At 69.4% G+C, this 25,522-nt stretch carries 18 protein-coding genes; 5 read left to right on the top strand and 13 right to left on the bottom strand.

From position 1 onward, the window contains the following. Positions 1-8: 8 nt before the first annotated feature. From FFS25_RS09175 to FFS25_RS09120, 12 genes are all read right to left on the bottom strand, one after another. Positions 9-2,759 carry a glycosyltransferase gene (locus FFS25_RS09175; RefSeq protein WP_249933847.1) on the bottom strand — a complete coding sequence of 917 codons (2,751 nt, stop codon included), beginning with the start codon at positions 2,757-2,759 and terminating at the stop codon, positions 9-11. Positions 2,760-2,819: 60 nt separating this feature from the next. After that, the gene (locus FFS25_RS09170) at positions 2,820-3,128 is read right to left on the bottom strand and encodes a hypothetical protein (protein WP_171004155.1); all 309 of its coding nucleotides are present in this window, start codon (positions 3,126-3,128) and stop codon (positions 2,820-2,822) included. 79 nt (positions 3,129-3,207) lie between these two features. After that, positions 3,208-7,098, bottom strand: a complete 3,891-nt coding sequence (locus FFS25_RS09165) for a glycosyltransferase (protein ID WP_137802683.1) — start codon at positions 7,096-7,098, stop codon at positions 3,208-3,210. A 655-nt stretch (positions 7,099-7,753) separates the two neighbouring features. Further along, positions 7,754-9,016 (bottom strand): UDP-N-acetyl-D-mannosamine dehydrogenase, encoded by a 1,263-nt coding sequence (gene wecC, locus FFS25_RS09160; RefSeq protein ID WP_137802682.1) that lies wholly within the window; start codon positions 9,014-9,016, stop codon positions 7,754-7,756. A 117-nt stretch (positions 9,017-9,133) separates the two neighbouring features. Then, complete coding sequence (locus tag FFS25_RS09155; protein ID WP_137802681.1) at positions 9,134-11,047, bottom strand: glycosyltransferase family protein; 1,914 nt, start codon at positions 11,045-11,047, stop codon at positions 9,134-9,136. A gap of 76 nt (positions 11,048-11,123) precedes the next feature. Then, positions 11,124-12,101: an ABC transporter ATP-binding protein gene (locus FFS25_RS09150; RefSeq protein WP_137802680.1), complete on the bottom strand. Its 978-nt coding sequence runs from the start codon at positions 12,099-12,101 to the stop codon at positions 11,124-11,126. Then, complete coding sequence (locus tag FFS25_RS09145; RefSeq protein ID WP_137802679.1) at positions 12,082-13,002, bottom strand: ABC transporter permease; 921 nt, start codon at positions 13,000-13,002, stop codon at positions 12,082-12,084. The genes FFS25_RS09150 and FFS25_RS09145 overlap by 20 nt, the downstream gene beginning before the upstream one ends. Further along, positions 12,999-14,879, bottom strand: coding sequence for a glycosyltransferase (locus tag FFS25_RS09140; protein ID WP_137802678.1), 1,881 nt, complete (start codon positions 14,877-14,879; stop codon positions 12,999-13,001). Before FFS25_RS09140 ends, FFS25_RS09145 begins: the two co-directional genes overlap by 4 nt. Further along, positions 14,876-16,099, bottom strand: coding sequence for a glycosyltransferase family 4 protein (locus FFS25_RS09135; RefSeq protein ID WP_137802677.1), 1,224 nt, complete (start codon positions 16,097-16,099; stop codon positions 14,876-14,878). Before FFS25_RS09135 ends, FFS25_RS09140 begins: the two co-directional genes overlap by 4 nt. Next, on the bottom strand, positions 16,096-17,160 hold the full coding sequence (locus FFS25_RS09130) for an LCP family protein (protein WP_137802676.1): 1,065 nt from the start codon (positions 17,158-17,160) through the stop codon (positions 16,096-16,098). The genes FFS25_RS09135 and FFS25_RS09130 overlap by 4 nt, the downstream gene beginning before the upstream one ends. Before the next feature lie 117 nt (positions 17,161-17,277). After that, on the bottom strand, positions 17,278-19,113 hold the full coding sequence (locus FFS25_RS09125; RefSeq protein ID WP_137802675.1) for a hypothetical protein: 1,836 nt from the start codon (positions 19,111-19,113) through the stop codon (positions 17,278-17,280). Between the two features lie 147 nt (positions 19,114-19,260). Then, positions 19,261-19,521: a type B 50S ribosomal protein L31 gene (locus FFS25_RS09120; protein WP_006215670.1), complete on the bottom strand. Its 261-nt coding sequence runs from the start codon at positions 19,519-19,521 to the stop codon at positions 19,261-19,263. A 295-nt stretch (positions 19,522-19,816) separates the two neighbouring features. Between FFS25_RS09120 and FFS25_RS09115 the strand changes: the two genes are divergently transcribed. The 3 genes from FFS25_RS09115 to FFS25_RS09105 all read left to right on the top strand — a co-directional run bounded on the left by FFS25_RS09115 (position 19,817) and on the right by FFS25_RS09105 (position 23,982). Then, positions 19,817-21,862, top strand: a complete 2,046-nt coding sequence (locus FFS25_RS09115; protein ID WP_137802674.1) for a S8 family serine peptidase — start codon at positions 19,817-19,819, stop codon at positions 21,860-21,862. An 81-nt stretch (positions 21,863-21,943) separates the two neighbouring features. After that, the gene (gene arfB, locus FFS25_RS09110) at positions 21,944-22,387 is read left to right on the top strand and encodes an alternative ribosome rescue aminoacyl-tRNA hydrolase ArfB (RefSeq protein ID WP_137802673.1); all 444 of its coding nucleotides are present in this window, start codon (positions 21,944-21,946) and stop codon (positions 22,385-22,387) included. A 47-nt stretch (positions 22,388-22,434) separates the two neighbouring features. Beyond that, positions 22,435-23,982 carry an MFS transporter gene (locus FFS25_RS09105; RefSeq protein WP_137802672.1) on the top strand — a complete coding sequence of 516 codons (1,548 nt, stop codon included), beginning with the start codon at positions 22,435-22,437 and terminating at the stop codon, positions 23,980-23,982. Positions 23,983-24,062: 80 nt separating this feature from the next. Here FFS25_RS09105 and tpx read toward each other — a convergent pair whose 3' ends face one another. Then, positions 24,063-24,557, bottom strand: coding sequence for a thiol peroxidase (gene tpx, locus FFS25_RS09100; protein WP_006215864.1), 495 nt, complete (start codon positions 24,555-24,557; stop codon positions 24,063-24,065). A gap of 156 nt (positions 24,558-24,713) precedes the next feature. Here tpx and FFS25_RS09095 point away from each other — a divergent pair, with 156 nt between their 5' ends. Both FFS25_RS09095 and FFS25_RS09090 read left to right on the top strand, forming a co-directional pair. Then, positions 24,714-25,121, top strand: coding sequence for a DUF3054 domain-containing protein (locus FFS25_RS09095; protein ID WP_137802671.1), 408 nt, complete (start codon positions 24,714-24,716; stop codon positions 25,119-25,121). Between the two features lie 102 nt (positions 25,122-25,223). Beyond that, the gene (locus tag FFS25_RS09090) at positions 25,224-25,502 is read left to right on the top strand and encodes an Lrp/AsnC family transcriptional regulator (protein WP_137802670.1); all 279 of its coding nucleotides are present in this window, start codon (positions 25,224-25,226) and stop codon (positions 25,500-25,502) included. The last annotated feature ends 20 nt before the right edge of the window (positions 25,503-25,522 follow it).

Genomic DNA, 25,522 nt, shown 5'->3' with positions numbered 1-25,522 from the left:
GACGGCGCTCACAGCGCGCCCTCCTCGGACGCCGGGGCGACCTCGCCCGCAGCCGGGACGCGTTCCCGCGGATCGGCCGTCGGGTCCGCGGCCGTCTCCTCGCGGATCGCCAGGATGGGCTTGCCCTGCTCGTCAGTCGTCTCCTCCAGCTCGATCGCGTAGAAGGAAGCCAGCTGTCTGACGAGTTGTCTGCACTCGTCGAGGTGCTCGGGGGCGACATCCCTGTTGAGCTTCCCCAGAATCCAGCCGGCGAGGAATCGCTTCGCCCTCACGGCGCAGTAGTCGTCGTACAGCCCCGTCTCGTGCAGCCATGCCACCCGAGCCTCCTCCATGGGGACGTACTTCGCGAAGAAGCCCGGGCCCACGGTGTTCACCATGGAGTTGGAGACCGCGCCGTAGTAGACGTGGATGATCGTGTCCGTCACGGCGAGGCGCCGAGCTCCGTGCAGCATCTGCTGGAACGCGTACGAGTCCTGTCCGAGGGCGCCCACCGGCTGATGCATGCCGATGCTTCGCAGCCAGCCCGTCTGAGCGACCAGGGCCTGGATGGACATCGGCTGGAAGCCGATACGCGTCAGAGCATCCGGAGGCGAGGTCAAGCCCCCTTCCCGGGAGACCGGCAGGTGCTTGCGAAGGTGAGCCGTGTTGTCCACCTTCCAGCGTCGAGCGGCCAGCTTCAGCATGTTGCCGATCGCGAAGTCTGCTCCCGTTCTCCGCACGAGGTCCAGCAGCTCTGCATATCCGTGTTCCACAGCCTCGTTGTCCGGGTCCAGGTACGTGATGAAGGGCGCACGCGCCATCGCCAGGCCCTGGTTCCGAGGACGGGATGCGCTGCCGGAGCCACCTCGCGGATTGGCGTATCCGCGCACGCGTTCGGGGTACCGGGCCACGAGGTCCTCGACGATCTGCGGCGTCTCGCCGTCGGTCGACCCGTCGTCGATCAGCAGGATCTCCATCTGGTCGAAGATCGAGGAGCGCTGCAGGGACCGGAAGCACTTGTGCTCCAGGAACCGGCCGTTGTTGTAGACCGGGACGACGACCGTCAGCACCGGATCACCCGGCGCCGCTGCGGCGAGCGCTTCCGTCCGCGGGCCGATCGGCTCCAGGCCGGGGTCGGTGGGCTCCGACAGATGGACGGACTCCCGGGCCGAGATGTCCACGCCGAAGGGGTCGATCGCGTAGACATCCCCTCCGAGCCCGCCCGTCTGCAGGTACCTGCGGCCGGCCTCAGAATCCAGCCACAGGGCGCTTCGCCCCGGGTCCAGGCGGTCCCGAGTGACGAACTCGTGCTCGTCGTCGTGGACGATCTCGCCGGCGGCCTCATGCGCCAAGCGCGTCACGGCGTCCGAGGCCGTGTACGCGAAGCCGTTGACGAGCCCCGCCACATGATCCCGCCCGTACCTGTACTCCGAGTCGAACGGAACGACGACGTCGAAGTGCTCGCGCCGATCCCGCAGCTCGGCCGATGACAGCACGGCGACCTCCGTCGACTGCAGCCGCGCCATGCGATGGATCTCCGGTGTGACCTGATCCGCCACGACCGCGACGCGTGCAGCGGCCGGGTGCGTGTCGAAGCCGGCGGAACGGAGGATGTCCGCCATGCGCGCATGGGCCGTGTGGCTGCTCCAGGCACGCTGGACACCGGACATCTGGGTCCGATAGCGCTCCGTCGACGAGACCGCATCCAGGGTGGCCGCGACCTCAGCAGCCTGATCGATCAGCTGCACCTCGGGGAAGAGGTCGTTCACCGCCATGGAGTAGTTGGACAGCACGAGACCGCCCATGGCCAGCAGCTCGACGACCCGGTTGGCGAACATCGTGGGGCTGTAGCTGACGGAGTTCAGGTTCAGATGAACATCCACCGTGCGCTGCAAGCGCATCAGGTCGTCGTGATCGACACCCATGGCGAGCTGCCCCAGGTACTCCTGCGGATAGTGATATCGCGGATCACCCAGCGCGCTGTTCCGGTCGAGGATCAGGAGGTCGCGATCGGCCTCCAGGACCCCGTCGAAAAGCCTCCGGGCGCTGATCCGCCGCTTGGGGTACTTGTGCGCGAGCCACGAGCCCGCGAAGAGCACCCGCTGGTCCCTGATGCGCCGTGAACCGACCGGATGATGCAGCCAGGGGCTGACGCCGAAGGTGGTCGAGATGATGCCCAGGGCATCAGGGCAGTCGCGGTGGTAGTCGGGGATCTTCAGGTCATCGGAGGTGACGATGTAGTCCGCCTCCCGGGCCAGTGCCAGGAACCGATCGTAGTTCGGCGGGTCCTCCTTGGAATAGAAGATCACAGGGATGCCGTGCTCCCGGCAGTACGGGATCACCGACATCCTGAGGGGATTGCCCCCACCCGTGGCGCCATGCCAGTCGTCGAAGCGACCTCGCCAGGTCGAGGCGACGAGCAGGACCTCTGCCCAGTCGAGGGTGTCCCGCCAGCCCTCCTGATCGAGGTAGCGGATGTCCGCAGTGCCGTCGAGCGCATCGAACAGCAAGGCGTCGCACAGCAGCGCGACCTTGGTCCGATGGGGCTGCAGCAGGCGGCTTCCGGTCGATTCCGGCAGCGTCCGACTCCTGTCGAGCATCGAGGCCACGTCGGTGTCCCTGGACATGGCCCGTCTAAGCGCCTGGTACTCCTCAGGGGTCCTGGCCGGCTCCCAGATCGCTGAGGCCGGATCCGAGGAGACAGCGCGACCGAACGCCACGGATCCGTAGTAGGCGGCATCGTGAGCGGATCGGGTCTTCAGCTCCTGGAGCTCGCTCACCCTTGTCGTCAGCCTCTGCTGTCGGCGGAGGGCCTGTTCGAAATTCAGCTGTGCCATGTCTCAGCCCTTCCTCGACCGGAGCTTCCAGTAGCGGCGCTGGAGGCGCCCGAAGGGCGAGCGCTGCAACGCGGTCAATCTCTCACGCAGCTGCTGTGCCTCTCGGGCGCTGGCCTTCTGCCTGTTCAGCTCGCTCTCCAGCCACCAGATCTTCTTGAGATGCCGGCCTCGCAGCTCCTTCAGCTCCTGGATGGTCTCTGCATCCTCGGCCGCACGCGCCTGGTACCGCGCGAGCTGCCGATCGCGTCGCATCATTCCGGTGAGGAACCTGATCTCCTTCTCGTAGCTCGCCGAGAGCTCTCCGGCGAGCACGGAGATCTGTCGTGACTTGTCCGTCAGAATTCCCTGAATGCGTTCTCCCGGCACCTCGGACGTCGGCCCGGGCTGAGACTCATCGGACATCGGGTTCTCCCTTCACTGCCGCATCCAGACGGCTGTGGATGATGGATTCGCTCATGCTTCGGCGTACGAATTCAGCTGCTCGGTGCAACAGCTCTTCCCGCTGCATCGGGTCCTCCTGGAGAGAGACGATCCGGCTCGACATGGCGTCGAGGCTCGAGCTCAGCCACTCTCGGGGATAGATCAGATCTGAACCGGGCCAGGCCAATGACACCGGCACAGCACCGGACGCCGCGCCGTCCGGAAGCGTGAGGTGGAACGATTCCAGGTCGCTCACTGACAGGGCGTACCCGACGCCCTGGAACCACTCGGGCATGTCATCACCGTGAGGATCGAACACCACCGCCTCACGACCGGATCTCTCGTTCAGCTCCTCGATGCGGCGGTAGCACTCCCCGTACCACGCCATCTCCTCTTCACGGCGCCGCATCCACTCGTAGTCCTGCGGCCGCTTGCCCTTCACCCGCAGGGTCCATCGGGTGTCGTGATCCGAGAGCGCTTCGATGACCGTCACCGCGCGGTCCAGACGCTTGAGCTGGGGCACGATGCCTACCATTCCGATGGTGAACTCGGCCTCCGCCGTCTTGGGCTGGTCCAATGCCAAGGTTCGCACGATGTTGGGGATCACCCGGGTCTTCGCGCGCGGGACACCGTGGCTGCGCACGGCCGCATCGCGCATCAGCTCGCCCACGAAGATGTACTCGTCCACCGACTGATGACGAATCCGACTCAAGTACGGCCGGCGCAGCTCCTGTGCGTGGACCCGCACGACCAGATGCTGGCCGGGGCGGACACGGCGGGAGTACCAGACCGCGTTCCCGAGGCCCCATTCGCAGAACACCGTGTCCGCTCGGCTCAGCAGCTCGAGGGAGAGCTGCTCATCGTGCTCGGCGTGGTTCGCCCATTCATCGAGGAGCACCTCTGTGCCCGAGGACTCCAGATGAGCGATCCATGAGCGGGCGAACTTGAGGTCATGACCCGCGATCAGGACCGTGCCCAGGCGCTCGACGGCAGCGCTTCTGCCCGGCTTCGGACTCGTTGAGGTGTCCGGCGAGGAGGCCCGACCGGGCATGGTCAGGGTGAGCGCCTCGGCCGCTCCAGAAGGCGTCCCCGACGCAGCACCGGCCCCCGAGCCGACCCGCACCATGCTTCCGCTGCCGTCCTCCGGCACCGGCCCTGGCATCGCCAGGATTCTTCCATCACGGGGACCGCCGCTGCGGGCACGTGAGACGAGCGCGTCCCAGCTGCCCCATCGAGTCGCCCAGAGCATGTCCTCGGCCCAGGTGCGTGTGTGTGTGAACGGCACCTGCGCCCACCACTCGACCTCGGAAGGTACGGAGTCCTCCGGGCCGATCACGGTGATGCCCATGGTCGTGCAACGACGGTGCAGCGTCGGATCATCGGCCGTGAGGCGCACCGCCGCCGGCGGCACAGACTGGGTCAGCACGTGCTCCGCATTGCCAGCATCCAGGTCGCATCCCCATGTGGGAAGGCGGAGACCCCCGACTGCCACCCCCGCAGTGCGGGCCATCAGGATCAGAGCTGTCTCGACCGTGTGACTGCGCAGGACGGTGCGCAGCTGCAGCCAGGCTTCGCGCAGGTGCTCGTCCGGATCGTGGACCCAGGCTCCCAGGTATGCGCGCCAGTACAGGTCGTTGTTCGTGTTCGGTATGCGTCCGTCGAAGGTCTCGGTGACCCCGCGCGACCACGCTGACATGACGAGGCCGCCGCTGGCGGCGATCTCCACGACCCGGCGGGAGAACATGGTCGGAGATTCGGCCACCGAGTTCACATTGAGATTGGCGATATGGGACTTGTAGCTGTCCAGGACTTCGTCGTACGGCAGTGAGCCTCGGACATCGTCGGCGAACTCGGGAGGGAAGCGGTACGGCGAATCCGGCACAGCCAGCTGCCGATCGTAGATGGCCAGCTCTCCGCCAGCGGCTTCCTTGGCGGCGACCAGCATCTGCTCGAGCTGCCGAGAGCGCTGCGCGTATCGCTCTCCGTAGAAGGTTCCCGCATACGCGATCGAGTCCTCGTAGGGTCTGCCACTGGGCAGCGGGTTATGCACCGCAGGATCAGCGTAGAAGGGCAGCGAGGCAGCAGTGATCGCTGCGCCGTCGGTCATCTCGTGCGCCTCAGTGAGGTACTTCCCGATCATGTCGGCATCGGTCGTGAAGGCATGATCGACCCGTGCACCGGTGCGTCTGAAGCGGCCGATGTGAACCGGGTCCTCCTTGTTCCAGAACACGGTGGGCACTCCTGCCTCGCGGCAGCACGCCAGCAGCCGAGTCAGTGAGGCGTCCTCCTCGTCGGAGTAGTAGCCGACCCCTCGGTGCCACTGCCCGTCATTGCCGCTCCACGCCGACTCGATGAACACCAGATCCAGCTGCTCGTCGCGCAGCTGATCCTCGAACCGCTCGCGATCGAGCGCCACGATCTGGGCTGCCCGCTGCAGGGTCTTGGCGGTGAACTCATCGGCGATCAGGCCGATGCGCAGATCGCGCACCTGCTTGCCGAGGTGGGCCTCCAGAGCGTGACGACGCGTGGCCGAACGGTGGACGTCGCGGATCTTGCGGCTTAGATCGGGCCATTGCCGCTCGTCCACCACCCACAGCCGTCCAGCACGACCCTTGGCTGTACGCAGCTCGACGTCTTCGATGAGACTCTGCAGCGCGTCCGCCAGCGCCTTGGGGCTGCCCGGCTGGAACAGCAGCCCCCGCTCCTGGTGCTCGCCCACCAGCGTGCGGTGCGGAGAGACATCGGACAGAACGACCGGCTTGGACGCTGCGAACGCTTCCAGCGGCTTCAGGGGAGAGACCATCTCCGTGACAGGCAGCGCCTGCCGAGGACAGGCCACGATATCCACGCACGAGAGGAAGTTCGGAATCTCCCCCGCGGGGCGGCGACCCACGAACCTGACGCGGCTTCCGAGCTTGCGACCCTCCTTGTACTCCTTGAGCTGGGGATACACTCCCCCACCGCCGGCCAGAGCGATCTGGAACGATACCTTCCTCCCCCGAAGGATGTTGGCCGCCTGCAGGAGCACCTCGAGACCTTCGTACTCCACGAAAGAGCCGGCGAAGCCGATGACCGGAACATCCGTGCGCAGCCCGTGGCACTTGGCGTAGGTCTCATCTCGAGGAAGCGGGAGGAAGGACTGGGCATCGACCCCGTTCGGCAGCAGCTCGATCCGCTCCGCCGGTACACCGCGGTGGACGAGCTCATCTTTGGTCTCCTGTGTGATCGCCAGGACGGCATCGGCCTGCGATGCGACGAAGGCCTCCATCCTCGCCTGCCACGCATAGCGCTCTGTCTCAGACCAGTCGGGCACCTTGGAGGCCTCGGTGACCTCCCACAGGCCCCGCACCTCGTAGACGAACGGAAGACCGAGACGACGTGCCGCGATGAGAGCCGGAAGGGCGTTCAAGAAATTCGAAGCTGCGTGGATCAGCGACGGCCTGCGCAGACGCGCCTCCCTGACGAAGCTGTCCGCCGCGACCTGAACGTAGTCGTCGGCACGCATCGTGGCGGCATCGCCTTCCGGCAGATGGACGTAGTCGACACCGTCGATGGTGGACACATGCCGACGACGACGTGGCGGCACGTTCTCGAGCGAACGAATGTCCCAGGGGTAGCCGCTGCGACCGATGACGAAAACATCGGAACCGGCTTCCTTCATGCCGGACACGACGCCCTGGGTCCGCACGCTGTACCCGTTCGAATGGAAGGCCGGCGTGGAGTACGCGCAGTACATGACCCGGCCCTGCTCCGGGAGATAGGCGGCACCGGCCGTTCGGCACGGGACGATCCGTGAGAGGTCGCGCTCCAGCTTCTGCGTCCCCTGGATCCGTTCCGCCAGCTTCCGCTGATTGACAGTCATGCCGGCGATGAGATCTCGATGGGTCTCCAGCAGCTCCACACAGCGCGTCACGCAGCCGTGCCGGTGCCAGAGTCTGGCGACACAAGCGGCCAAGTGCCCCGATGTGGGCTCGTCCGCCAGACGGCTCTCCAGCTGCTCCCGACTCAGCTCGACTTCCTCCACGGACTCGGAGCTGTAGGCCGCATCATCCTCCGGCCCTCCACGCTGCGCGGCATCTGTGTCGGCACTCGCGGACGCGGACGCGTCACCGGCGAGCTCCGGAGACTCATCAGCCGTCTCCGACGGATCTGCTGCATCAGGCGATGATTCCTCCGCCGACTTGGGCGGAGCTGCATCCGCAGTCCGGAGCTCGAGCTCAGCCGATACCTCCTCTAGCCGTCGGCCGAGGGCTGTCTTGGCAGCATTCGACGTCCTCAGCTGAGTCCTGACCCGCGCAGCCTGGGCTTCGAGCTCACGGATGCGCCGCTGCTGCTCCTCGATCCGCTTCAGCGCATGCCCGGGATTGCGGCGCAGCTCCGCCTCGAGCAGGCCCTTCGCCTGACCGATCGGCCGGCATTCGTCGTCGTGCAAGCTGATGTCCTGTCGTCAAGCGGGAGATCCCCGGTGACTGGGCCCTCAGCGAGGACCCGGCCGCCGACCGTGCGCAGTCCTCGGCTCAGCGCCAGAGGCCCTTGGTGTCCACCACAGCCTTGCCCTTCAGAGCCGCAGCAGGAACACCCTTGAACTCATCGTGATCCACCAGCACCAGCACCACATCAGCACGCTCGATCGCCTCCGCAGTCTCCGCCAGCTCCACGTTCGACAGCCCAGCCAGCGCCTTCGGCAGCTCCGACACATTCGGCTCCACCGCCAACACCGAGACCTCAGGCATCGACTCAGCCAGGTCCTTGGCGATGTTCAACGCCGGCGACTCCCGCAGATCATCGATATTCGCCTTGAACGCCAACCCCAGCGCCGCCACCACAGGCCTCTGGCGACCAGCCAGCGCCTCACGCACCTTGCCGATCACCCACCGCGGCTTCCCATCATTGACCTCACGCGCCGTGCGGATCAGATTCGAGTTCTCCCGATCCGAAGACACGATGAACCACGGATCCACCGCAATGCAGTGCCCACCCACGCCGGGGCCGGGCTGGAGGATGTTCACGCGCGGGTGGTGGTTGGCCAGCTCGATGAGCTCCCACACGTCGATGCCCAGGTTGTCCGAGATCAGGGACAGCTCGTTGGCGAAGGCGATGTTGACGTCGCGGAACGAGTTCTCGGTGAGCTTGGCCATCTCGGCGGTGACGTCGTCGGTCTCCAGCAGCTCGCCCTGGCAGAAGGTCGCGTACACGGCCTTGCCGCGCTTGGCGGCCTCCGGGGTCATGCCGCCGATGATGCGGTCGTTCGTGACGAGCTCCTCCATGGCCTTGCCCGGCAGGATGCGCTCGGGGCAGTAGGCCAGGTGGATGAGCTTCTTGCCGCCCTTCTCGGCCTCCTCCGGATCCGTCGTGAGCTCGGGGCGGGCCTCGGTGAGCACGCGGCCCAGCAGCTGCGTGGTCTGCGGCGGGGAGGTGGACTCCAGGATTACGAGCTCGTCGCCCTCGAGCAGCGGAGCGATATTGCGCGCGGCCGCCTCGATGTAGGAGGTGTCGCCCACGTGGTCGCCCTTGAACGGCGTGGGGACGGCGATCACGAAGGCGTCGCCGTGCTGCATCTCGGTGGACGCGGTGAACTGACCCGAGTCCACGGCCCGCTTGAGCTCCTCCTCCAGGCCCGGCTCCACGATGGTGACCTCGCCGCGGGAGACGCGCTCCACGACCGACTCGTTCACGTCCACGCCCTTGACCCGCACGCCGCTGTTGGCCAGCGTCACGGCAGTGGGCAGGCCGATGTAGCCCAGCCCCACGAAGACGACGGTCTGTGTGGTCTCACTCATGTGCTCTCGTGTCCTTGATCTCCGCGCCGCGCTGAGGGGGCGGGCCGCAGTGTAGGTGCATGTGCAGGCAATGACGGCTATCTGTGGGCCGTTCGAGGGTATTCCAGGCGCTGGACATCATACGCACAGGTGTGCGGTGTCCGAGCCGAAGAACATGACCTCGCCAGTGGATATGACGTGCTGATCGGTCACGTTCCAGGTGTGCCCGTGCCCTCCGCGGAACTGGCGGAAGCCGAAGCGGTCCGTGGCGTACACCCGGCCGCCGCCGTCGACCACGTCCTGGAGGAAGCCGGTGTCCTCGCCGGTGGTGCGGTCGCGGAAGGGGTGGGCCTCGAAGACCTCGCGCGCGGCCATGAGCGTGGGTCCGAGCACGAAATCCGTCCAGCGGTGCTCCCGCTCCGCGAAGCGCAGCAGCGTGGCGTCGTAGGACTGGACGTAGAGGTAGCTGGCCTGCTTGCCCACCACGTCGGCCTGGGTCACCCGGAGCATGGCCAGCTGATCCGCCAGGTAGTCCGGGGCGTACCAGTCGTCGTCGTCCATCTTGGCGATCACAGCCCCGGACGAGGCCTGCACGCCGGCGTTGAGGCAGACGCCCAGCGACCATTCCTGCGGCGCCGGGACGATCACCAGATCGTCGATCCCCCGCTGGGCCGCAAGCTCCGTGGCCCGTGCGGTGCCGGGGTCGAAGCCGTGGCACACCAGGACCAGCTGCGGGTCCACGCCTCTCTGGGCGGCCACCGAGTCCATGGCCTGCCCCAGGCGGTCGGGACGGTTGGTGGACAGCAGCACCGAGACGGACGGGTTCGACGGCTGCCAGGAGCCGTCGTCCTGCGGCAGGGCCAGGTCGAGCACCGAGGCCGCCCGGTGCGTGTAGGTGTGCTCGGCCCACACCCGCCGCTGCGCCTTGCGCACGGTCCGATCGCGCAGCTGCTTGGAGCGCACGAGCGCCCGGATGACGTCGGCGGCCTGCTCGCGGGTGGCGACCACGGGCAGCTCCTCCTGGGGGAAGTACTCCCCCACGGCCGCCGACGGAGTCGAGACGACCGCCGTGCCGCGCGAGAGGATCTCGAAGACCCGACGGGCGCACATGGACGGCGAGTCGACCACGGAGTTCACGTTGAGGAAGACCTTGTAGGCCTGGTAGGCCGTCAGCATCCGGGCGTAGTCCAGCGAGCCCACCACGCGCTCGTCCAGGGGCGCGGGGAACTGGTAGCGCTCGTCGTCGCCCAGGTACCGGGAGAAGATCTCCAGGCCCTTCTTCATCTTGGGCGAGACGTCCAGCGCCCCGCCCAGCAGCAGGTCCATCTGCTTGCGCCGCTCCGGGAACTTGTGCGCGAAGTACATGCCGCCGAAGGCGACCTCCCGCGAGTCGAAGCCGCTTCGTCCGCGCACCGGCGAGTGCACGGCCGGCTGCGCCGCGAAGGCCAGCACCCCCACGCGGTCGTGGCCGAGATCGCGCCGGTAGTGCTCCACGCGGTTCGAGTCCGAGGTCAGGACGATGTCGAAGAGTCCGGCGCACTCCAGGAAGTCGTCGTAGTGGGGCGGGTCCTCCTTGTTCCAGAAGACCGTGGGGATCCCGGCGCGCCGGAACTCGGCCAAGAGCTCTCGGAACGGCTCCTTCACCCCGGAGGCGCCGGTGAGCTGGTACTGCCACTGGTCCTGGTTGCCGTGCCAGGCGGACTCCACGAACAGCAGCTGCGGGCGGCGCTGCTCGAGCTGCTCCCGCCACCCGTGGCGGGTCAGCTCCACCTGGTCCCACTCGTAGCCGAAGGCGCGCGAGGAGAAGTCGTCCAGGATGGTGGCCACGGTGACGTCGGCGAAGGGCCGCCGCCACTGCTGCGGCCACTCGGTCGGGGCGAAGGACACCCGACGGCCCTCCCCGGCCACGGCCTCCGACGACCCGCCCGGCAGCCCGCGGCGACGCAGGTGCTTGCGGGCCTGGTCGACCCCGCCATGGCGCAGGTGCCACAGGAGGGTGCGCAGCTCGCCCGGCGAGGGGATCGCGGGCTTGGGGGGCTTCCTAGCAGACACGGTGGGTGGTCCTCTCGGTCACGCGGCGCGGGGGCACCAGTGCGGGATCAGGCGGTCGGAGGCGGCTCGGTCGGGCTCAGGCGCTGTTCACGAGCTCCAGCGGAACGCGCTCGGCCAGGGTCCGGTCCCGGTAGTCCTGGGCGCTGAGCAGATTGCCGTCGGCCAGCAGCTGCATGTAGTGCTCGTAGCGCTCCACGACGTCCTCCACGGGGCCGTCGGCCACGACCTGTCCGGCGTCGATCCACACCAGACGGGTGCACATGGAGCGGATCTCGGACATGGAGTGGGAGACGAACAGGACGCAGCCGGCGTTGTCGCGGATCTCGTCCATGCGCGCCTTGCCACGGGCCTGGAACTGGGCGTCGCCGGTGCCCAGGGCCTCGTCCAGGATCAGGACCTCCGGGTTGGTGGCCGTGGCCACCGCGAAGCGCAGCCGTGCGGCCATGCCCGACGAGTAGGCCTTCATGGGCCAGTGCAGGGCCTTGCCGAGCGCTGCGACATCCACGAGCTCGTCCATGACGTCGTCCACCTGCTGCGGGGTCATCCCCTGGGCCAGGCAGCCGAGGCGGATGTTGCGCTCCCCCGACAGTGCAGGCACCAGGGACACGCTCACGCCGAGCTTCGACGGACGGTCGATGGCCCACACGCGTCCGGAGGTGGGGTTCATCTGCCCGGCCACGATGTTCATCAGAGTGGACTTGCCGGAGCCGTTGCGGCCCACAAAGCCCACGAACTCCCCCTGCTCCACGAGCAGGTTCACATTCGTCAGCGCCTGGTTCTCCACCTGGGGCGGACGGCCCAGCGCGCGGCGCAGCACGCGCGATACCGCGGGGAGCTTCTGCTCATCGGCACCGCCGGTGCTCGTGACGCGGTAGACCATGGTGACGTCGTCGATCACCACGGCGGGGTCCCGCACGGGCTTGAGGCTCGTGCCGGTCAGCCCCGAGCCGTCCTGGGCCACCCACTCCTGGGCGATCTGCCGACGGCGGGCCTCGCGCCACTGGGGATCGATCGAGGGGTCCTCGAACAGGGAGTCATCGCTTCTCGTCGGCATAGCTCTCCTCGTTCCACCAGAAGACCAGCATCCCGATCACCAGGGCGCCCACGGCCCACGCCGTGAGGATCAGCCACGACGACAGCGGCGGTGCCTGGGCGTAGAGGATCGCCCCGCGGGCCATCTGCAGCACCTGGTACAGCGGGTTGAGGTGGAACAGCATCAGGATCGTGGGGTTGTCTGTGAATCGGGACGGGTCGTAGAACAGCCCGGAGGCATAGAGCCACAGGCGCGTGCCCAGCTGGATCAGGTTCGCCACGTCCGGGATCCGGTGCACCAGCGGAGCCAGGAGCATCCCGGCGCCCCAGTTGAAGATCGTCTGCAGCACGAAGATGGGCACGATCAGCAGCCATAGCGGCGTGATCGGCTCGGCAGGAGGAGCGATGATCAGGAACAGGAACATCGCCACCAGCACGTACAGCTGGCTCATGGCCTCGCGGATCACCACGCCCAACGGCAGGGCAGCACGCGGGAAGGAGAAGCCGCGGATCAGGTTCTTGCCGCTCGAGACGCTCCTGGCACCAGCGGTGAACGACCGAGCGGTGTAGAGGAACATCATCAGGCCGATGATCAGATAGCCCAGGAAGTTCTCGATCCCGCGATCGGTGCCCAACAGGAGACCGAAGATCAGGAAGAACGTGAAGCCCAGGAGCATGGGGTTGAGGATCAGCCAGACCTTGCCCAGGATCGTGTGCTCCTGGCTGACCGACAGCCGCACGCGGGCGTCGTAGAGCACGAAGTGCCGCGCGTCCCACAGACGCCGGAGGTACTCCCCCAGCGGCGGGCGGGCGCCCACGGCCATCAGCTGCGTGGAGTCGTAGTGCATCCGACGCGGACCGGGTGCGGCGACGGAGGCGGTCGATCCGGAATCCGCGGAGCGGGGATCCGTGTTGTCGCTCATCTCGCCTCCGTCGTCCGTGTCGTCCGCTGCTGTGCCGTGGGCTGGTGCGCCGTCAGCTCGTCGTAGCGATCGAGCGTGCGGGCGGCCACCGCGTCCCAGGTGCGCTCGCGCAGCACCGCCGCGCGAGCGGCCCGCCCGAGTCTAGGCCCCGTCCCCGCTTCGCCCCACAAGCGCCGCACCGCGTCGGCCAAGGCCGCCGGATCCTCGGGCGGTACGAGCAGTCCCGTGACGCCGTCCACCACGAGCTCCTCGAGCGCCGGAAGCCGCGAGGCGATCACCGGCACACCGCGCGCCGAGGCCTCGGCGAGCTTGAGCGGGGTGACCGAGCGCGTGACCTCCCGGTCCAGGCGGGGCACGACGAACACGTCCAGGGCGCGCTGCCAGCTGCGCGCGCCGTCGCGGTCCACGCGGCCCGGGAAGACCACGCGGTCGGCCACCCCCAGGTCGCGGGCCAGCGCTTCGAGCGCCGGACGGGCGGCGCCGTCTCCGACGATCACCGCCGTGATCGGCTCGGGCAGCAGGACCATGGCCCGCACCAGGTCGTCCAGGCCCTCGTAGTCGACGATCGAGGACACGGTGCCCATCAGGAACTGCCCGGGCCGGATCCCCAGGGACGCGGCATCCACGTCCGCGCGGGCCTGCTCGACCGGCTCGAGCTCGGCGGCGTGCTGCGGTCCGACCGCGTTGGGGCTCAGGCGCACGGACTCGGCCGGCACGCGCCCGTCGGTGACGTCTTCGACGCGCCGCGCCATCGCCGCACCGAGCGTGGCCACGTCGTCCGCCGCCTCCATGACCTCGGCCTCGCGCGCCTGGAAGCACGTGTAGCGCTCGGAGACCCCGGCGACCGGCGGGCGGCGCGAGGCCCAGGTGTCCGCGAGCTGCCCGCGGACCTCGTAGACCCACGGGATGCCCAGCACTGCGGCGACCTCGCGGACCACCAGGGCGTTCACGAAGTGCGTGGTCGTGTGCAGCACTGCGGGGCGGACCCGCAGGCACAGCTCGAGCAGCGCCTCGGCCTGCAGCTGGAGACGGCCGGAGGCCGTGCGGGGAAGGCGGGCCGGGGAGATGCGGTGATAGCTCACGCCGTCGATCACCTCCAGGTCCTTCGCGCTCAGCCGCCCCACCTGCGCCGGATAGCCCGGACGGGTCTGGGCATGGACCTGCCAGCCCGCGGCCGCCTGGGCGCTGAGCAGCGCGTGCGAGCGCACGGCGTAGCCGCTGGCGGTGTGCGGCAGGGAGTTGGTCAGGACGTGGACCACGGTCCGCGGCTGCGGCTGGTAGGGCTCCCGCAGCGGCGGCAGCGACGGTGAGCGCCCGTGCAGCTGGGCCCGCTCGTCGGCCAGGCGCAGCAGCTGGGCTCGCTCCCCGCGTGTGGCCTCCCCGCGCAGCCAGGCGCGCTGCAGCGGCACCAGGGCCGCGCCCAGGGCGCCGAGCTGGGTGTCGCGGCGGGCCAGCGTCCCGGCAAGGCCGCGGACCGCCGACCCGGTCGGCAGGGCGCCGCCGCTCGGCCCGCCCCGCCGAGGGATCGCTGCTGTGAGCCGGAAGGCGTCGTCGGGCCGGTCCGCGGCGATGGCGACCTCCGCCAGCCGCCGCAGGGCGGCCGGGGCGCAGCTCTCGTCCAGCAGAGCGCGGTCGAAGGCCTCGCCGAGCGCTTCCTGCTCCCCCACCAGGCTCAGGCCCAGGGCGGCGGCCGACGGCAGCGGGATGCGGCACAGCGCCCGCCCGGCCCGAGCGGTGAGGCCGGCGGGCAGTCGTCGGGAGACCTGCAGGGCGAAGACCGCGGGGTCTCCGCCCAGGTGCTCCCAGGCGGTCCGCACGACCAGGCTGAGATGGCGCAGGCGCGGATCCGTGCGCGGCGCGTCCGAGCGGCCCGTCATCGGCTGCTCCGCGGACGGCCGTCCTCCAGGAGCTCGCGCAGCAGGGCGTCGTAGCGCTCGGCCAGATCGGCGTAGTCGGCGTGCTCGGCCACCCAGGCGCGCCCGTCGAGGTTGCACCGCAGCCGGGAGCGGTCCGCGATCAGGCCCTGCCACAGATCGGCGATCTCGCGGGCGGTGGAGCCCACCACGTCGCCGGCCCCGGCCTGGCGCAGCACCCACGCGGCCTCCCCGCGCACCACGGCGGTGAGATGGCGGCCCACGGCCATGACCTCGTAGGTCTTGGAGGGGATGGTGGCGTCGAAGGACTTCCAGTCGTCGCGCAGCGAGATCACCAGCGAATCCGCCTGCCGGTAGTGCTCGAAGACCTGATCGCGGAAGACCGGGTCCAGGAACCGCACCGGCGCCCCCAGGGAGGCGGCGTGGCGCACCAGCATGGCCTTCTGCGAGCCCTGCCCCACCAGGGTCAGGCGCATGCCCGGCCCCACCAGCGCGGCGGCCTCGACCAGCCGCTCCAGGCGCTGGCTCTCCCCGTGGTTGCCCAGGTACAGCACCTCCAGACGATCGCGCTCCAGAGGGGGCGGATCCAGCAGCGGCGTACTGTCCAGCCGCACGCCGTTGCGCACCGTGCGCACCGGCCCCACGCCGCGGTGGCGCAGGGTCTCGGCGAAGCCCTCGGTGACCGTGACGACGAGATCCGCTCGGTCCTGCACGAACTCCACGGCCCGGTTGACGATCGATTGCACCCGGCCCTGCGCCACGCCGGCGTCCACGGCCAGGTTGGGCCAGGCGTCGCGCATCTCCACCACGAGCGCCTTGCCGCGCAGCCGAGCGGCGATCCAGCCGCTGGCCAGCAGCGGCAGCGACGGCGCGGTCACGATCACCACGCTGTGCCCGCGCGCCGCCGTGGCGCGCACCGCGCTGCCGGCCGCGGAGACCAGCTGATCCACGAGCTTGGGCAGGCGGGAGTCGCGGGATGTCAGGAACGGGACCCGCACGATGGTCTCTCCCAGCGTTCCGGGCCTGCCGCGGCCCAGTCGTCCCCGGGTGCTGCGGTCGTAGTCGGGGCCGGGGCCGTAGTGGGCCACCGGCGCCACGACGGTGATCTGCCAGCCGCGATCGCGCAGATGCGGGATCAGCGACTGCCATCGGCGCTGCGGCGGCGAGTGCTCCGGCCAGTACGAGTGGGCCAGCAGCAGCGCGTTCGCACGCGCTGGTCTCACAGGCCGCTCCCGTCATCGGCCGACAGCTGCTGGTAGTGCTCGTCCAGGGTGCCGTCGTCGATCGCGTCGCCGATCTCCTTCATGGCCTCCTCGTCCGGGAGCACGACCGACTGACCGTCGTCGGAGGTTCCGATGCCGTTCGTCGGGACCGTGAACATGTGGATGTCCGAGCGCGAGACGCCGACCATCTTGGGCACCAGACCGCGGATGTAGCCGGAGTCCAGTCCATCGGAGACCGTGAGGTACGGGGAGATCGTACTCACGATGTCGGAGATCTTTCCGGGATTGGCCAGGACCTCGGGCTCCAGGAACCGATCGAGCAGCGCCTGGATGAACGCGCGCTGGTTGGCCACGCGTGTGTAGTCGCCGTCCGCGAAGGAGTGGCGCTCACGAACGAACGTCAGGGCGGTCTCGCCGTCCATCGTGGTGGGACCGCCCTCGTAGACGTCGCCGTTCTCGGTGGTGAACGACTCCGGGACGTCCACAGTCACCCCGCCCAGGGCATCGACCAGGCCCTCGAAGCCCTCGAAGTCCACCGACATGACCTCGTCGATGCGCGTGCCGAAGTGGCCCTCGAGGGTCTCGACCATCAGCGGCATGCCGCCGTTCTGGAAGGCGGCGTTGATCTTGGCCTCGCCCACCCCGGGGATGTCCACCCAGGTGTCGCGCATGACCGACATGACATAGATCTCGCCCCCGTCGGCGGGGATGTGCAGGAGCATGATCGAGTCGGCGCGCGCGCCCTCGCGGCCGAGCTCGCCGCCGCCCTCGGGCCGCTTGTCCGAGCCGAGCAGCAGGATCGTGGTGCCCTCCGAGTCCTCCGGCCGGTCCGCCTCCTCCGGGAAGGCCTCCGACGACGGCACGGAGGTCACATTCTCGTCATAGGAGCGCGAGAGGCCGTTGATGTAGAGCGCAATGACGGCGATGACACCCACCACGAGCACCAGGAAGGCGATCAGGAAGCCGAGCAGGATCTTGCGCCCGCGCCGCTTGCGCCGTGGGCGATCCGAGTCATCGCGGCGCCTGCCGTCGAACAGGTCGTCCTGGATGTCATTGCTCATGCGGGGGCCTCCGGGGTGGCAGCTGGACCGGGACCCTGCCGGGACGGCATGGCTGCGAGGGCAGCGGGTCGAGGAGCGCTGTGTGGGTCGTTCGGGGGTGGGCTCGTCGTCGGCACATCATACGGCCGGGATGCGCACCACGCTGGCAGATCCGGCGGGGACCTCGAACGCGATCTCGCTGCCGGCATCGACGGTGCTCACCTGGGCCGGCGCGTCGTCCTGCGGCAGCAGCGGCAGCCCGAACCCGTCGACCGAGGGCTGCCCGTCGGCCACGGGCTCGACGGCCGAGTCGACGTCCAGGGCCGTGCCGTCGTCGTCCTGCGTGGCCGGGCGCGAGGGGTCCTCGCTCGAGGAGCCGTCGGGGCGGGCGTCGTCGAACAGCGCCGCCTCCGGGTAGTGCTGGCTCCACCGCTGACCCGTCAGGGTCGAGACCCGGGCCTCATCCCGCGACCCGGGGACCGTCAGCTCCATCGGGCGAGCCTCGCCCCGCGGATCGCGGAAGTCCATGACCACCAGGGACAGCGAGCCGTCGTCGTGCTCGATCGCGTAGGCCGTCGTGGACGATCCGCTCGCGCCGTCGACCGCGCCGCCGGAAGCCGGGCGCAGCCGGACGTCCAGGAACTCGCCGTCGGGCAGCGAGCCCGCCAGGGCGAGGGCCAGGCCGTTGGTGCGCGGCACGAAGGCCTCACCCGGACTCGCCAGGGTCCCCGACGAGCACAGCAGCGACATCGGCGCCCCGCCGCGGCACGGCGCCAGGGACGAGTGGAAAGCCACCTTCTGCGCCCCCAGCTGCTGGGCGCGCAGGAGGTAGTCGGCGCTGTAGACGCCGGCGGCCAGGGTCTCCGTGAGCTCGTTCGTGCCCGCGCACGACGACGCCGACGTCTCGGTGATCCACAGCGGCATCCCGGACGCCTCGGCGGTCTGCGCCGCCTGGCCGACCAGATCGTCCACCCGGGCCCGGGTGTCGGCGGAGACCACGTTCTCGATCGTGGGCTCCTGCTCGGCCTGGTGCGCGGCCCGGTCCGGATCGCCGCACTCGGGCAGCGGGTACTGGTGCATGGCCAGGGCGGACTCGTCTGCCGGGTCGGTCAGCTCCGTCTCGGTCGCCGCCTCCCACCATGTGCGGTCGTAGGCCCCGGGGGCCGCGATCGTGACGCCCGGCGCGGCCTCGCGCATCTGCGCCACGGCGTCGCCGGCCTCGTCCACGTACTCGTCGGTCCCCCAGTCCTCGTCGCGGATCGGCACCGGGTTCTCCGGGATGTCGGGGAAGCCGTTGGGCTCGTTGCCGATCATCATCCCCGCCAGGCGATCGCCGAAGGCCTCCTGGAAGTGCTCCGCCAGCTCGCCGGCGCGCACCGGATCCGTGTGCCCCAGATTCGCCGAGACGATGACCTGGGCGTCGATCTCCTCGGCCAGACCGGCCACGCGCTCCAGGTCCTCGGGGGTCACGCGGGTGATCTCCTCGCCGTCCTCCAGGGGCCAGTCCTCGGGCACGGGCTCGTCGTAGGCCGTGAAGAAGAACCGACGGTCGGTCGCGTTGCCGCCGAAGCGCAGGGTCGGCCGGTCCAGCGAGCCCAGCAGCCGGACCAGGTCCGGATTCTCGGCGCTGAGGCGCTCATCGGCCAGGTCGGTGGCCTCGAAGGAGATGCCCGCGGCGTCGTCGCGGTAGGAGGTGCCCGTGGGCTCGCCCACGCTCACCTCCAGGGTGTCGGCGTCTGCGCCGTCGTCGGAGGCGGAGGCGTCCGTCGACGACGGCTGCGCGGACTCCGCGCGCTGATCGGCGATCCACCGCTGCGGGTCCTCCGGCGGCGGAGCGGTCGGCCAGGGATCCGAGGCCGCCGGGGCAGGCGGGGTCTCGGGCTCCTGAGGGTCCTCGGGGTCCTGGGCGCAGGCGGAGAGCACCAGGGCCGAGACGACGAGCAGGGACGGGAGGCTGAAGCGGGGGGTCCTCATCGTGGACGACAGTAGCCTGCCGGGGCCGGTGGAGGCGTGTGAGGCGGCCCGCACATGCGAGAAGGACCGCACCCCGTGGTGCGGTCCTTCTGCGAGGGCAGCGCGGACGGCGCTGCGCGAGCCGGTCGCAGGACCGGCTCAGCGGCTTCAGCGGCTGGACTTGCCGAACGACTTGAAGCGGGCGTTGAAGCGCTCGACGCGGCCGGCGGAGTCCATGATGCGCTGCTTGCCCGTGTAGAACGGGTGCGACTCGGACGAGATCTCCACCTCGATGAGGGGGTACTCGTTGCCGTCCTCCCAGGTCTCGGTCTTCTGCGACGTGGCAGTCGAGCGGGTCAGGATGACCTTGCCGGAGGCGAGGTCGCGGAAGAGCACCGGGTGGTAGTCCGGGTGGATGTCGTTCTTCATGGTCTGTGTTCCTTCGCTGGAGGGGCCGCTGGATTGTGCCAGAAGCCATGACGCTTGGGTGCGGGTGCACTCGGCACCAGCGAGCCATCGTACACCCGCCCTGCGCCACGCGCCCGGACCCGCCGCCACTGAATAAAACCTGATGAAGTTCAATGAATTGCTCGAATGTTCGCGTACCCTCTTCGGGGGACGACGACGGCTGCGTCTTCCGTCGATCCCCGCCCCCCCCGCTCCCCCCGAAGAGGACCCAGCCGTGCCTTCACCCCTGCCTCCGAGGCCCCTGTCCGCAGACCCCGTGACCGCATCCCCCAAGCGCCGTCGCCCCATGGTCCTCGCTCTGGCCGTCGCCTTCGCAGTGACGCCCGCCCTGTCGATGCTGCCGGCCCAGGCCGCGGAGGACCCCGCCAAGGCGGACTCCCAGGGGATCGACTCCGCGCTGCCCGGGCCACTCGACCGCTCCGGACTCGACGAGACCGGCCCGGCCCAGGACGGCGCCGCGGACGAGCAGGTGCCCCAGGAGACTCCTCGCGTGATCGTGCGCTTCGAGGACCCGGCGACCTCGGAGGCTCAGAAGGAGCAGATCGTCGCCGAGGCCGCACAGGAGGCCGACATCCTGCCCGCCGAGGACCAGGCCCCGAAGGGCGCGGCGGCCTCTGCCGAGACCGAGCCTCAGCGAGTCAAGCAGACCGCCGACTCCGCCGACGTCCTGGAGTTCCCGGAGGAGCTCGAGCTCCACGAGCAGTCCGATCTCATCGACCAGCTCGAAGAGGACCCGCGGGTCGCCTACGCGGAGCCCGATCGCCTCGCCCGCGCCGCGGCGACGAACGACCCGCTGTACAGCGCGCAGTTCACGCTCGAGGACCGCAGCGTCCCGGACGCGTGGAGCATGGCGACCGGCCGCGGCGTCACGATCGCCGTGCTGGACACCGGCGTGATCCGCCACCCGGACCTCGACGCCAAGCGCGTGTCCGGCTACGACTTCGTCTCGCCCTACCCGGCCGACTTCCCGGTCGACGGCAACGGGCGCGACGCAGATCCCAGCGACCCCGGTGACAACAAGAGCTCGAGGTGCCAGGCGACGTGGCACGGCAGCCACGTGGCCGGCATCGCCGCCGCGTCCACGAACAACGGCATCGGCATAGCCGGCGTGGCCCGCGACGCGAGCATCCAGCCGGTGCGCGTGCTCGGCAGCTGCACCTACGGCTACGAGTCCGATATCGCGGACGGCATCCGCTACGCCGCAGGACAGACCATCGGCGGGGCCGTGAACCGCAACCCGTCCGACGTCATCAACATGTCGCTGGCCCTGTACGGACAGTGCGGGCGCACCATGCAGTCGGCGATCGACTACGCAGTCGGGTCCAACGTGCCGGTCGTCGTGGCGGCCGGGAACTCCGCGGACAACGCGAACATGTACCCGCCCGCCAACTGCAGCAACGTGATCGCCGTGGGCGCAGCTGATGAGAACGGCCAAGTGGCCTCCTACTCGAACACCGGTCCCAACGTCGACGTCCTGGCTCCCGGTGGGCACGGCACCCGGTACTCGATCCTCTCGACCATCGACGCCGGCACCACCGGACCCACACGAGCGAGCTACGGCTACAAGAACGGCACCTCGATGGCCACCCCGTTCGTCTCCGGCACCGTGGCCATGATGCTCGAGGCCAACCCGGACTTGACCCCGGCCCAGATCGAGCGGACGCTCAAGTCGACCTCGACCGGTCCGCTGGGCCGCCTGCAGGTCTCCCCCGCCGATGCCGTCCGCGCCGTCGCGCCCGCCAAGACCGCGACCAAGCCGCAGGCCTCCGGCCCGTTCCGCGATGTCCCGGCCAGCAACCAGTTCGCCACCGAGATCACCTGGGCCAAGAACAAGAAGTACCTCAACGGCTGGTCGGACGGCACCTTCCGCCCGACCCAGAACATCGACCGCAACGCGATGGCCGCCGTGGCCTACCGCATGGCCGGCTCGCCCGCCTACACCCCGCCCAAGGTCTCCCCCTATAAGGATGTGTCCCCGTCCTCGGCCTTCTACAAGGAGATCACCTGGGCACGCTCGAAGGGCCTGCTCACCGGCTGGTCCGACGGCACCTTCCGCCCGCTGAACGACATCGACCGCAACGCCACCGCAGCGCTGCTCTACCGCATGTCGGGATCGCCGGCCTACACCGCACCGAAGACCTCCTCGTTCAAGGACGTGCGCCCCGGCTCGGCCTTCTACAAGGAGATCCACTGGATGAGCGCCCAGGGCATCACGACCGGCTGGAACGACGGCACCTTCCGCCCGCTGGATCAGACCCACCGCGACGCCATGGCCGCCTTCCTCTATCGTTTCGAGAACTGATCGGTCGCCCGAGGCACGGAGACGGCCCCGACGCCGCACCGCCCGCGGCATGACGAGACCCCGCGAGAGGACGGTGGCCCCATGGAGGATCTGAGGATCCGCACGGGCCCCGGTCTCCCGCGGGGTCTCGTCATCCCCGCCGCAGAGCTGCACGAGGAGTTCGTGCGCTCCTCCGGGCCGGGAGGCCAGTCAGTGAACACGACCGACTCCCGGGTGCAGCTGCGCCTGGACCTAGCGGCGTGCTCGGCGCTGACCGACGACCAGCGCCACCGAGCGCTCTGCGCGCTCGAGCCGCGCCTGGCGGGCACGGAGCTGATCGTCGACGCAGCTGAGCACCGCTCGCAGTTCCGCAACCGCAAGGCCGCCCGCGAGCGGATGGCCGAGCTGCTGCGCCAGGCCATGGCCCCGCCCGTGCCGCGCCGACCCACCAAACCCACACGCGGCTCGCAGCGCCGGCGCCTCCAGGCCAAGAAGCACCGCGGCCGGATCAAGGCCGATCGCTCTCGCCCCGGCAGGGACGCCTGAGCGCGACGGCCCCGCGGGAGTCGGAGGCTCGGAGTAGGATCCCGAGGATGCCCGCCTCCGACGCCCGCCCCGGATCGCACGACCCTCACCCCTTCACCGGAGACGTGTACGCGGAGGGCTCGGCGCCCCCGCCGCGCGCCCCGGACGACGACTCCGAGTTCGTGCCCGATCCCCGCCGCGGCCGCATCCTGGCCGTGCTGCTGGCCTCGCTGTTCATGGCGCTGGTGGCCGTCAGCATCATCAACGTGGCGCTGCCGTCCATCCAGCGCGATCTGGGAGCCAGCTCGAGCGACCTGCAGTGGGTGCTCTCCGGATACGCCCTGCCGTTCGGAGTCGTGCTGGTCGCCGCCGGACGAGCCGGGGACCTGTTCGGCCGGGAGCGGCTGTTCGTGGCGGGCATGGCCCTGTTCACCATCGCCTCGCTCGCGGCAGCCCTGTCTCCGACCCCGCTGATGCTCAACCTCTCGCGCGTGTTCATGGGGATCGGCTCTGGCCTGATCAATCCCCAGGTCTCCGGGCTGATCCAGCAGCACTACCGGGGCAGCGAACGAGCCCGGGCCTTCGGCTACTTCGGCGGGATCGTGGGCGTGGCCGTGGCGATCGGCCCCGTCATGGGCGGCCTGCTCATCGGCGTCCTGCCCCCGGGCCTCGGCTGGCGCTCCACGATCGGCATCAACGTGCCGCTGGGCCTGATCATCCTGGCGCTGTCCACCCGCTGGCTGAACCTGGGGCCCAGCCGCACCACGACCCAGCGCCGCTCGCCCGACCTGGACCCGATCGGCGCCGTCATGCTGGCGGCGGCCGTGCTGACCGTCATGCTGCCGTTCATGCTGGCCGAGCAGTACACAGCGGCCTGGGCGCTGCTGCCCGTCGGACTGATCCTCACTGCTGCGTGGGTCGTGTGGGAGCGGCGCTATCAGGCCCGCGGCAAGGCCCCCATGGTCGATTTGCGCCTGTTCCGCATCCGCAGCTACTCGCTGGGGACCCTGATGATCGGGATCTACTTCACCGGCGGCACCACCATCTGGGTGATCCAGGCTCAGCTGGTCCAGCAGGGCCTGGGCCAATCCGCCCTGGTCGCCAGCCTCCTGGGTCTGCCCGGCGCGGTGCTCACGGCACTGGCGGCGCAGCTCGGCGGGCGGCTGGTCACCCGGATCGGACGCTGGACGGTCGTGATCGGCCTGGTCGTGGTCCTCACGGGCATCATCGGCACCCTGCTGACCACTCCGCACATCGTCGCGGGAGATGTGCCCCTGTGGCTGCTCGGCGCGGTCATGGCGCCCATCGGCTTCGGCGCAGGCATGGTCACCAGCCCCAACCAGACGCTCACGCTGCGCGAGGTCCCCGTGGCCGAGGGCGGCACCGCCTCGGCCATCATGCAGACCGGTCAGCGCATCGGCACGGCCGTGGGCTCGGCGGGCGTCACCGGCATCTACTTCTTCCTGCTGCCCCAGGGCGCGGACCGCGCCGCAGACGCCGCCTACCTGATCATCGGAGGCATCGTCGTGATCGCGCTGATCGTCGCGGTCGTCGACGCCCTCACCGATCCGGATGGCGGGCGCATCGGAGGCTCGACGCGCCGGGAAGTGCGCTGAAGCCGAGCAGGTCGGAATGACAGAGGGGCCGGCAGCCGCGACTGCGGCTGCCGGCCCCTCATCGTGCGGGGCGGCTGTGATCAGGACAGCAGGTTGATCACGGCGTCGTAGTCCGGCTCATCAGCGATCTCCGGGACGAGCTGGGTGTAGATGACGTTGGACTCGGCATCGAGCACCACGATGCTGCGCGCCAGCAGACCGGCCAGGGGGCCGTCGACCATGGTCACGCCGTAGTCCTCGCCGAAGCTCGAGCGGAAGGCCGAGGCCACGGAGACGTTCTCGATGCCCTCCGCTCCGCAGAAGCGGGCCTGGGCGAACGGGAGGTCCTTGGACACGCACAGGACATCGGTGCCCTCGAAGCCCACGGCGAGCTCGTTGAAGCGGCGGACCGAGGCAGCGCAGGTCCCGGTGTCGACGCTCGGAAAGATGTTGAGCACGAGCCGACGCCCGCTGAAGTCCGCGGTGCGGACCGGAGCCAGCTCGGAGCTCACGAGCTCGAAGTCCGGAGCGGACTGAGCGACCTGCGGGAGCTCTCCGACGGTGTGGACGAGTTCTGCCTTGAATGCGGTTTCCATGAGGACGACCTTAGCCGCCGAACCGGTCTCGGGTCACGGGGTCGCTCATGCCGAGGACGAGCCGATGGGGGATGATGGAAGCACCCTGATCGGGTCGTTCAAAAGATCCGACGAGCGACCACGGAGAGTCAACATGAACGTGAGAGTAGAGAGAAAATGACTGTACCTGTACCTGAAGTCGAAGTCAGTCGCGAGCCGGCCAAGCGCATCCAGCCCTTCGTGATCCTCTGGGTCGTCCTCGATGCGTTCCTCGTCTGCCTCTTCGGAGCGATCGGCAAGTCCTCGCACGACGGCAGCGCCTGGCTGTTCTTCGATGCGGCATGGCCGTTCCTGGTGGGGCTCGGCGTCGGCTGGCTGGCCGTGGCCTTCCTTCGCCGCCCTGGCCGCGAGCTGGTCTCCGGGCTGATCATCTGGGCTCTGACGGTCGTGGTCGGCGCCCTGCTGCGCGTGGCCGCGGGCGACGGCGCCCCGGTGTCGTTCCTGCTCGTGACGGCCTCGGTGCTGCTGGTCTTCCTGCTGGGCTGGCGCCTGATCGCGTCCGTCGTGGTGCGCGTGCGCCGCTGAAGCGCTCCACCCACGAGCCGGCATGGGCCCGCGGATACAGTGGAGACCACGAGTCTTCCGGGTCCTTTGCGGGCCCGAGCCCCACGTTCGCCAGGAGGCAGCATGTTCACCGCCATCGTCATGATCAGCACCGATCCGCAGCGGATCCCGGAGATCGCCCAGGAGGTCTCGGATCTGCGCGGCGTCTCCGAGGTCTACTCGGTCACCGGCGAGTGGGACCTCATCGCCCTGGTGCGCGTGCGTGGCCACGAGGAGCTCTCGGACGTCATCGCCGATCGGCTCTCCAAGGTCCGGGGCATCCAGGAGACGGTCACCCAGATCGCCTTCCGCACCTACAGCAGCCACGACCTCGAGGAGGCCTTCTCCCTGGGCATGGACTGATGCCGCACCAGGGCCGGCGC

The sequence above is a fragment of the Kocuria sp. 2SI genome (genome assembly GCF_005502825.1).
Taxonomy (GTDB): Bacteria; Actinomycetota; Actinomycetes; order Actinomycetales; family Micrococcaceae; genus Kocuria; species Kocuria palustris.
The sequence above is the reverse complement of the archived record's forward strand: the minus strand, read 5'-3'. Positions and strand labels throughout refer to the sequence as shown.

What these genes read in the sequence shown, in the direction of transcription:
- FFS25_RS09165 (WP_137802683.1), bottom strand. Translation starts at nt 7,098, where the DNA reads ATGACTGTCAATCAGCGGAAGCTGGCGGAACGGATCCAGGGGACGCAG.
- wecC (WP_137802682.1), bottom strand. Translation starts at nt 9,016, where the DNA reads ATGAGTGAGACCACACAGACCGTCGTCTTCGTGGGGCTGGGCTACATC.
- FFS25_RS09150 (WP_137802680.1), bottom strand. Translation starts at nt 12,101, where the DNA reads ATGCCGACGAGAAGCGATGACTCCCTGTTCGAGGACCCCTCGATCGAT.
- FFS25_RS09145 (WP_137802679.1), bottom strand. Translation starts at nt 13,002, where the DNA reads ATGAGCGACAACACGGATCCCCGCTCCGCGGATTCCGGATCGACCGCC.
- FFS25_RS09140 (WP_137802678.1), bottom strand. Translation starts at nt 14,879, where the DNA reads ATGACGGGCCGCTCGGACGCGCCGCGCACGGATCCGCGCCTGCGCCAT.
- FFS25_RS09130 (WP_137802676.1), bottom strand. Translation starts at nt 17,160, where the DNA reads ATGAGCAATGACATCCAGGACGACCTGTTCGACGGCAGGCGCCGCGAT.
- FFS25_RS09125 (WP_137802675.1), bottom strand. Translation starts at nt 19,113, where the DNA reads ATGAGGACCCCCCGCTTCAGCCTCCCGTCCCTGCTCGTCGTCTCGGCC.
- FFS25_RS09120 (WP_006215670.1), bottom strand. Translation starts at nt 19,521, where the DNA reads ATGAAGAACGACATCCACCCGGACTACCACCCGGTGCTCTTCCGCGAC.
- arfB (WP_137802673.1), top strand. Translation starts at nt 21,944, where the DNA reads ATGGAGGATCTGAGGATCCGCACGGGCCCCGGTCTCCCGCGGGGTCTC.
- FFS25_RS09105 (WP_137802672.1), top strand. Translation starts at nt 22,435, where the DNA reads ATGCCCGCCTCCGACGCCCGCCCCGGATCGCACGACCCTCACCCCTTC.
- tpx (WP_006215864.1), bottom strand. Translation starts at nt 24,557, where the DNA reads ATGGAAACCGCATTCAAGGCAGAACTCGTCCACACCGTCGGAGAGCTC.
- FFS25_RS09095 (WP_137802671.1), top strand. Translation starts at nt 24,714, where the DNA reads ATGACTGTACCTGTACCTGAAGTCGAAGTCAGTCGCGAGCCGGCCAAG.
- FFS25_RS09090 (WP_137802670.1), top strand. Translation starts at nt 25,224, where the DNA reads ATGTTCACCGCCATCGTCATGATCAGCACCGATCCGCAGCGGATCCCG.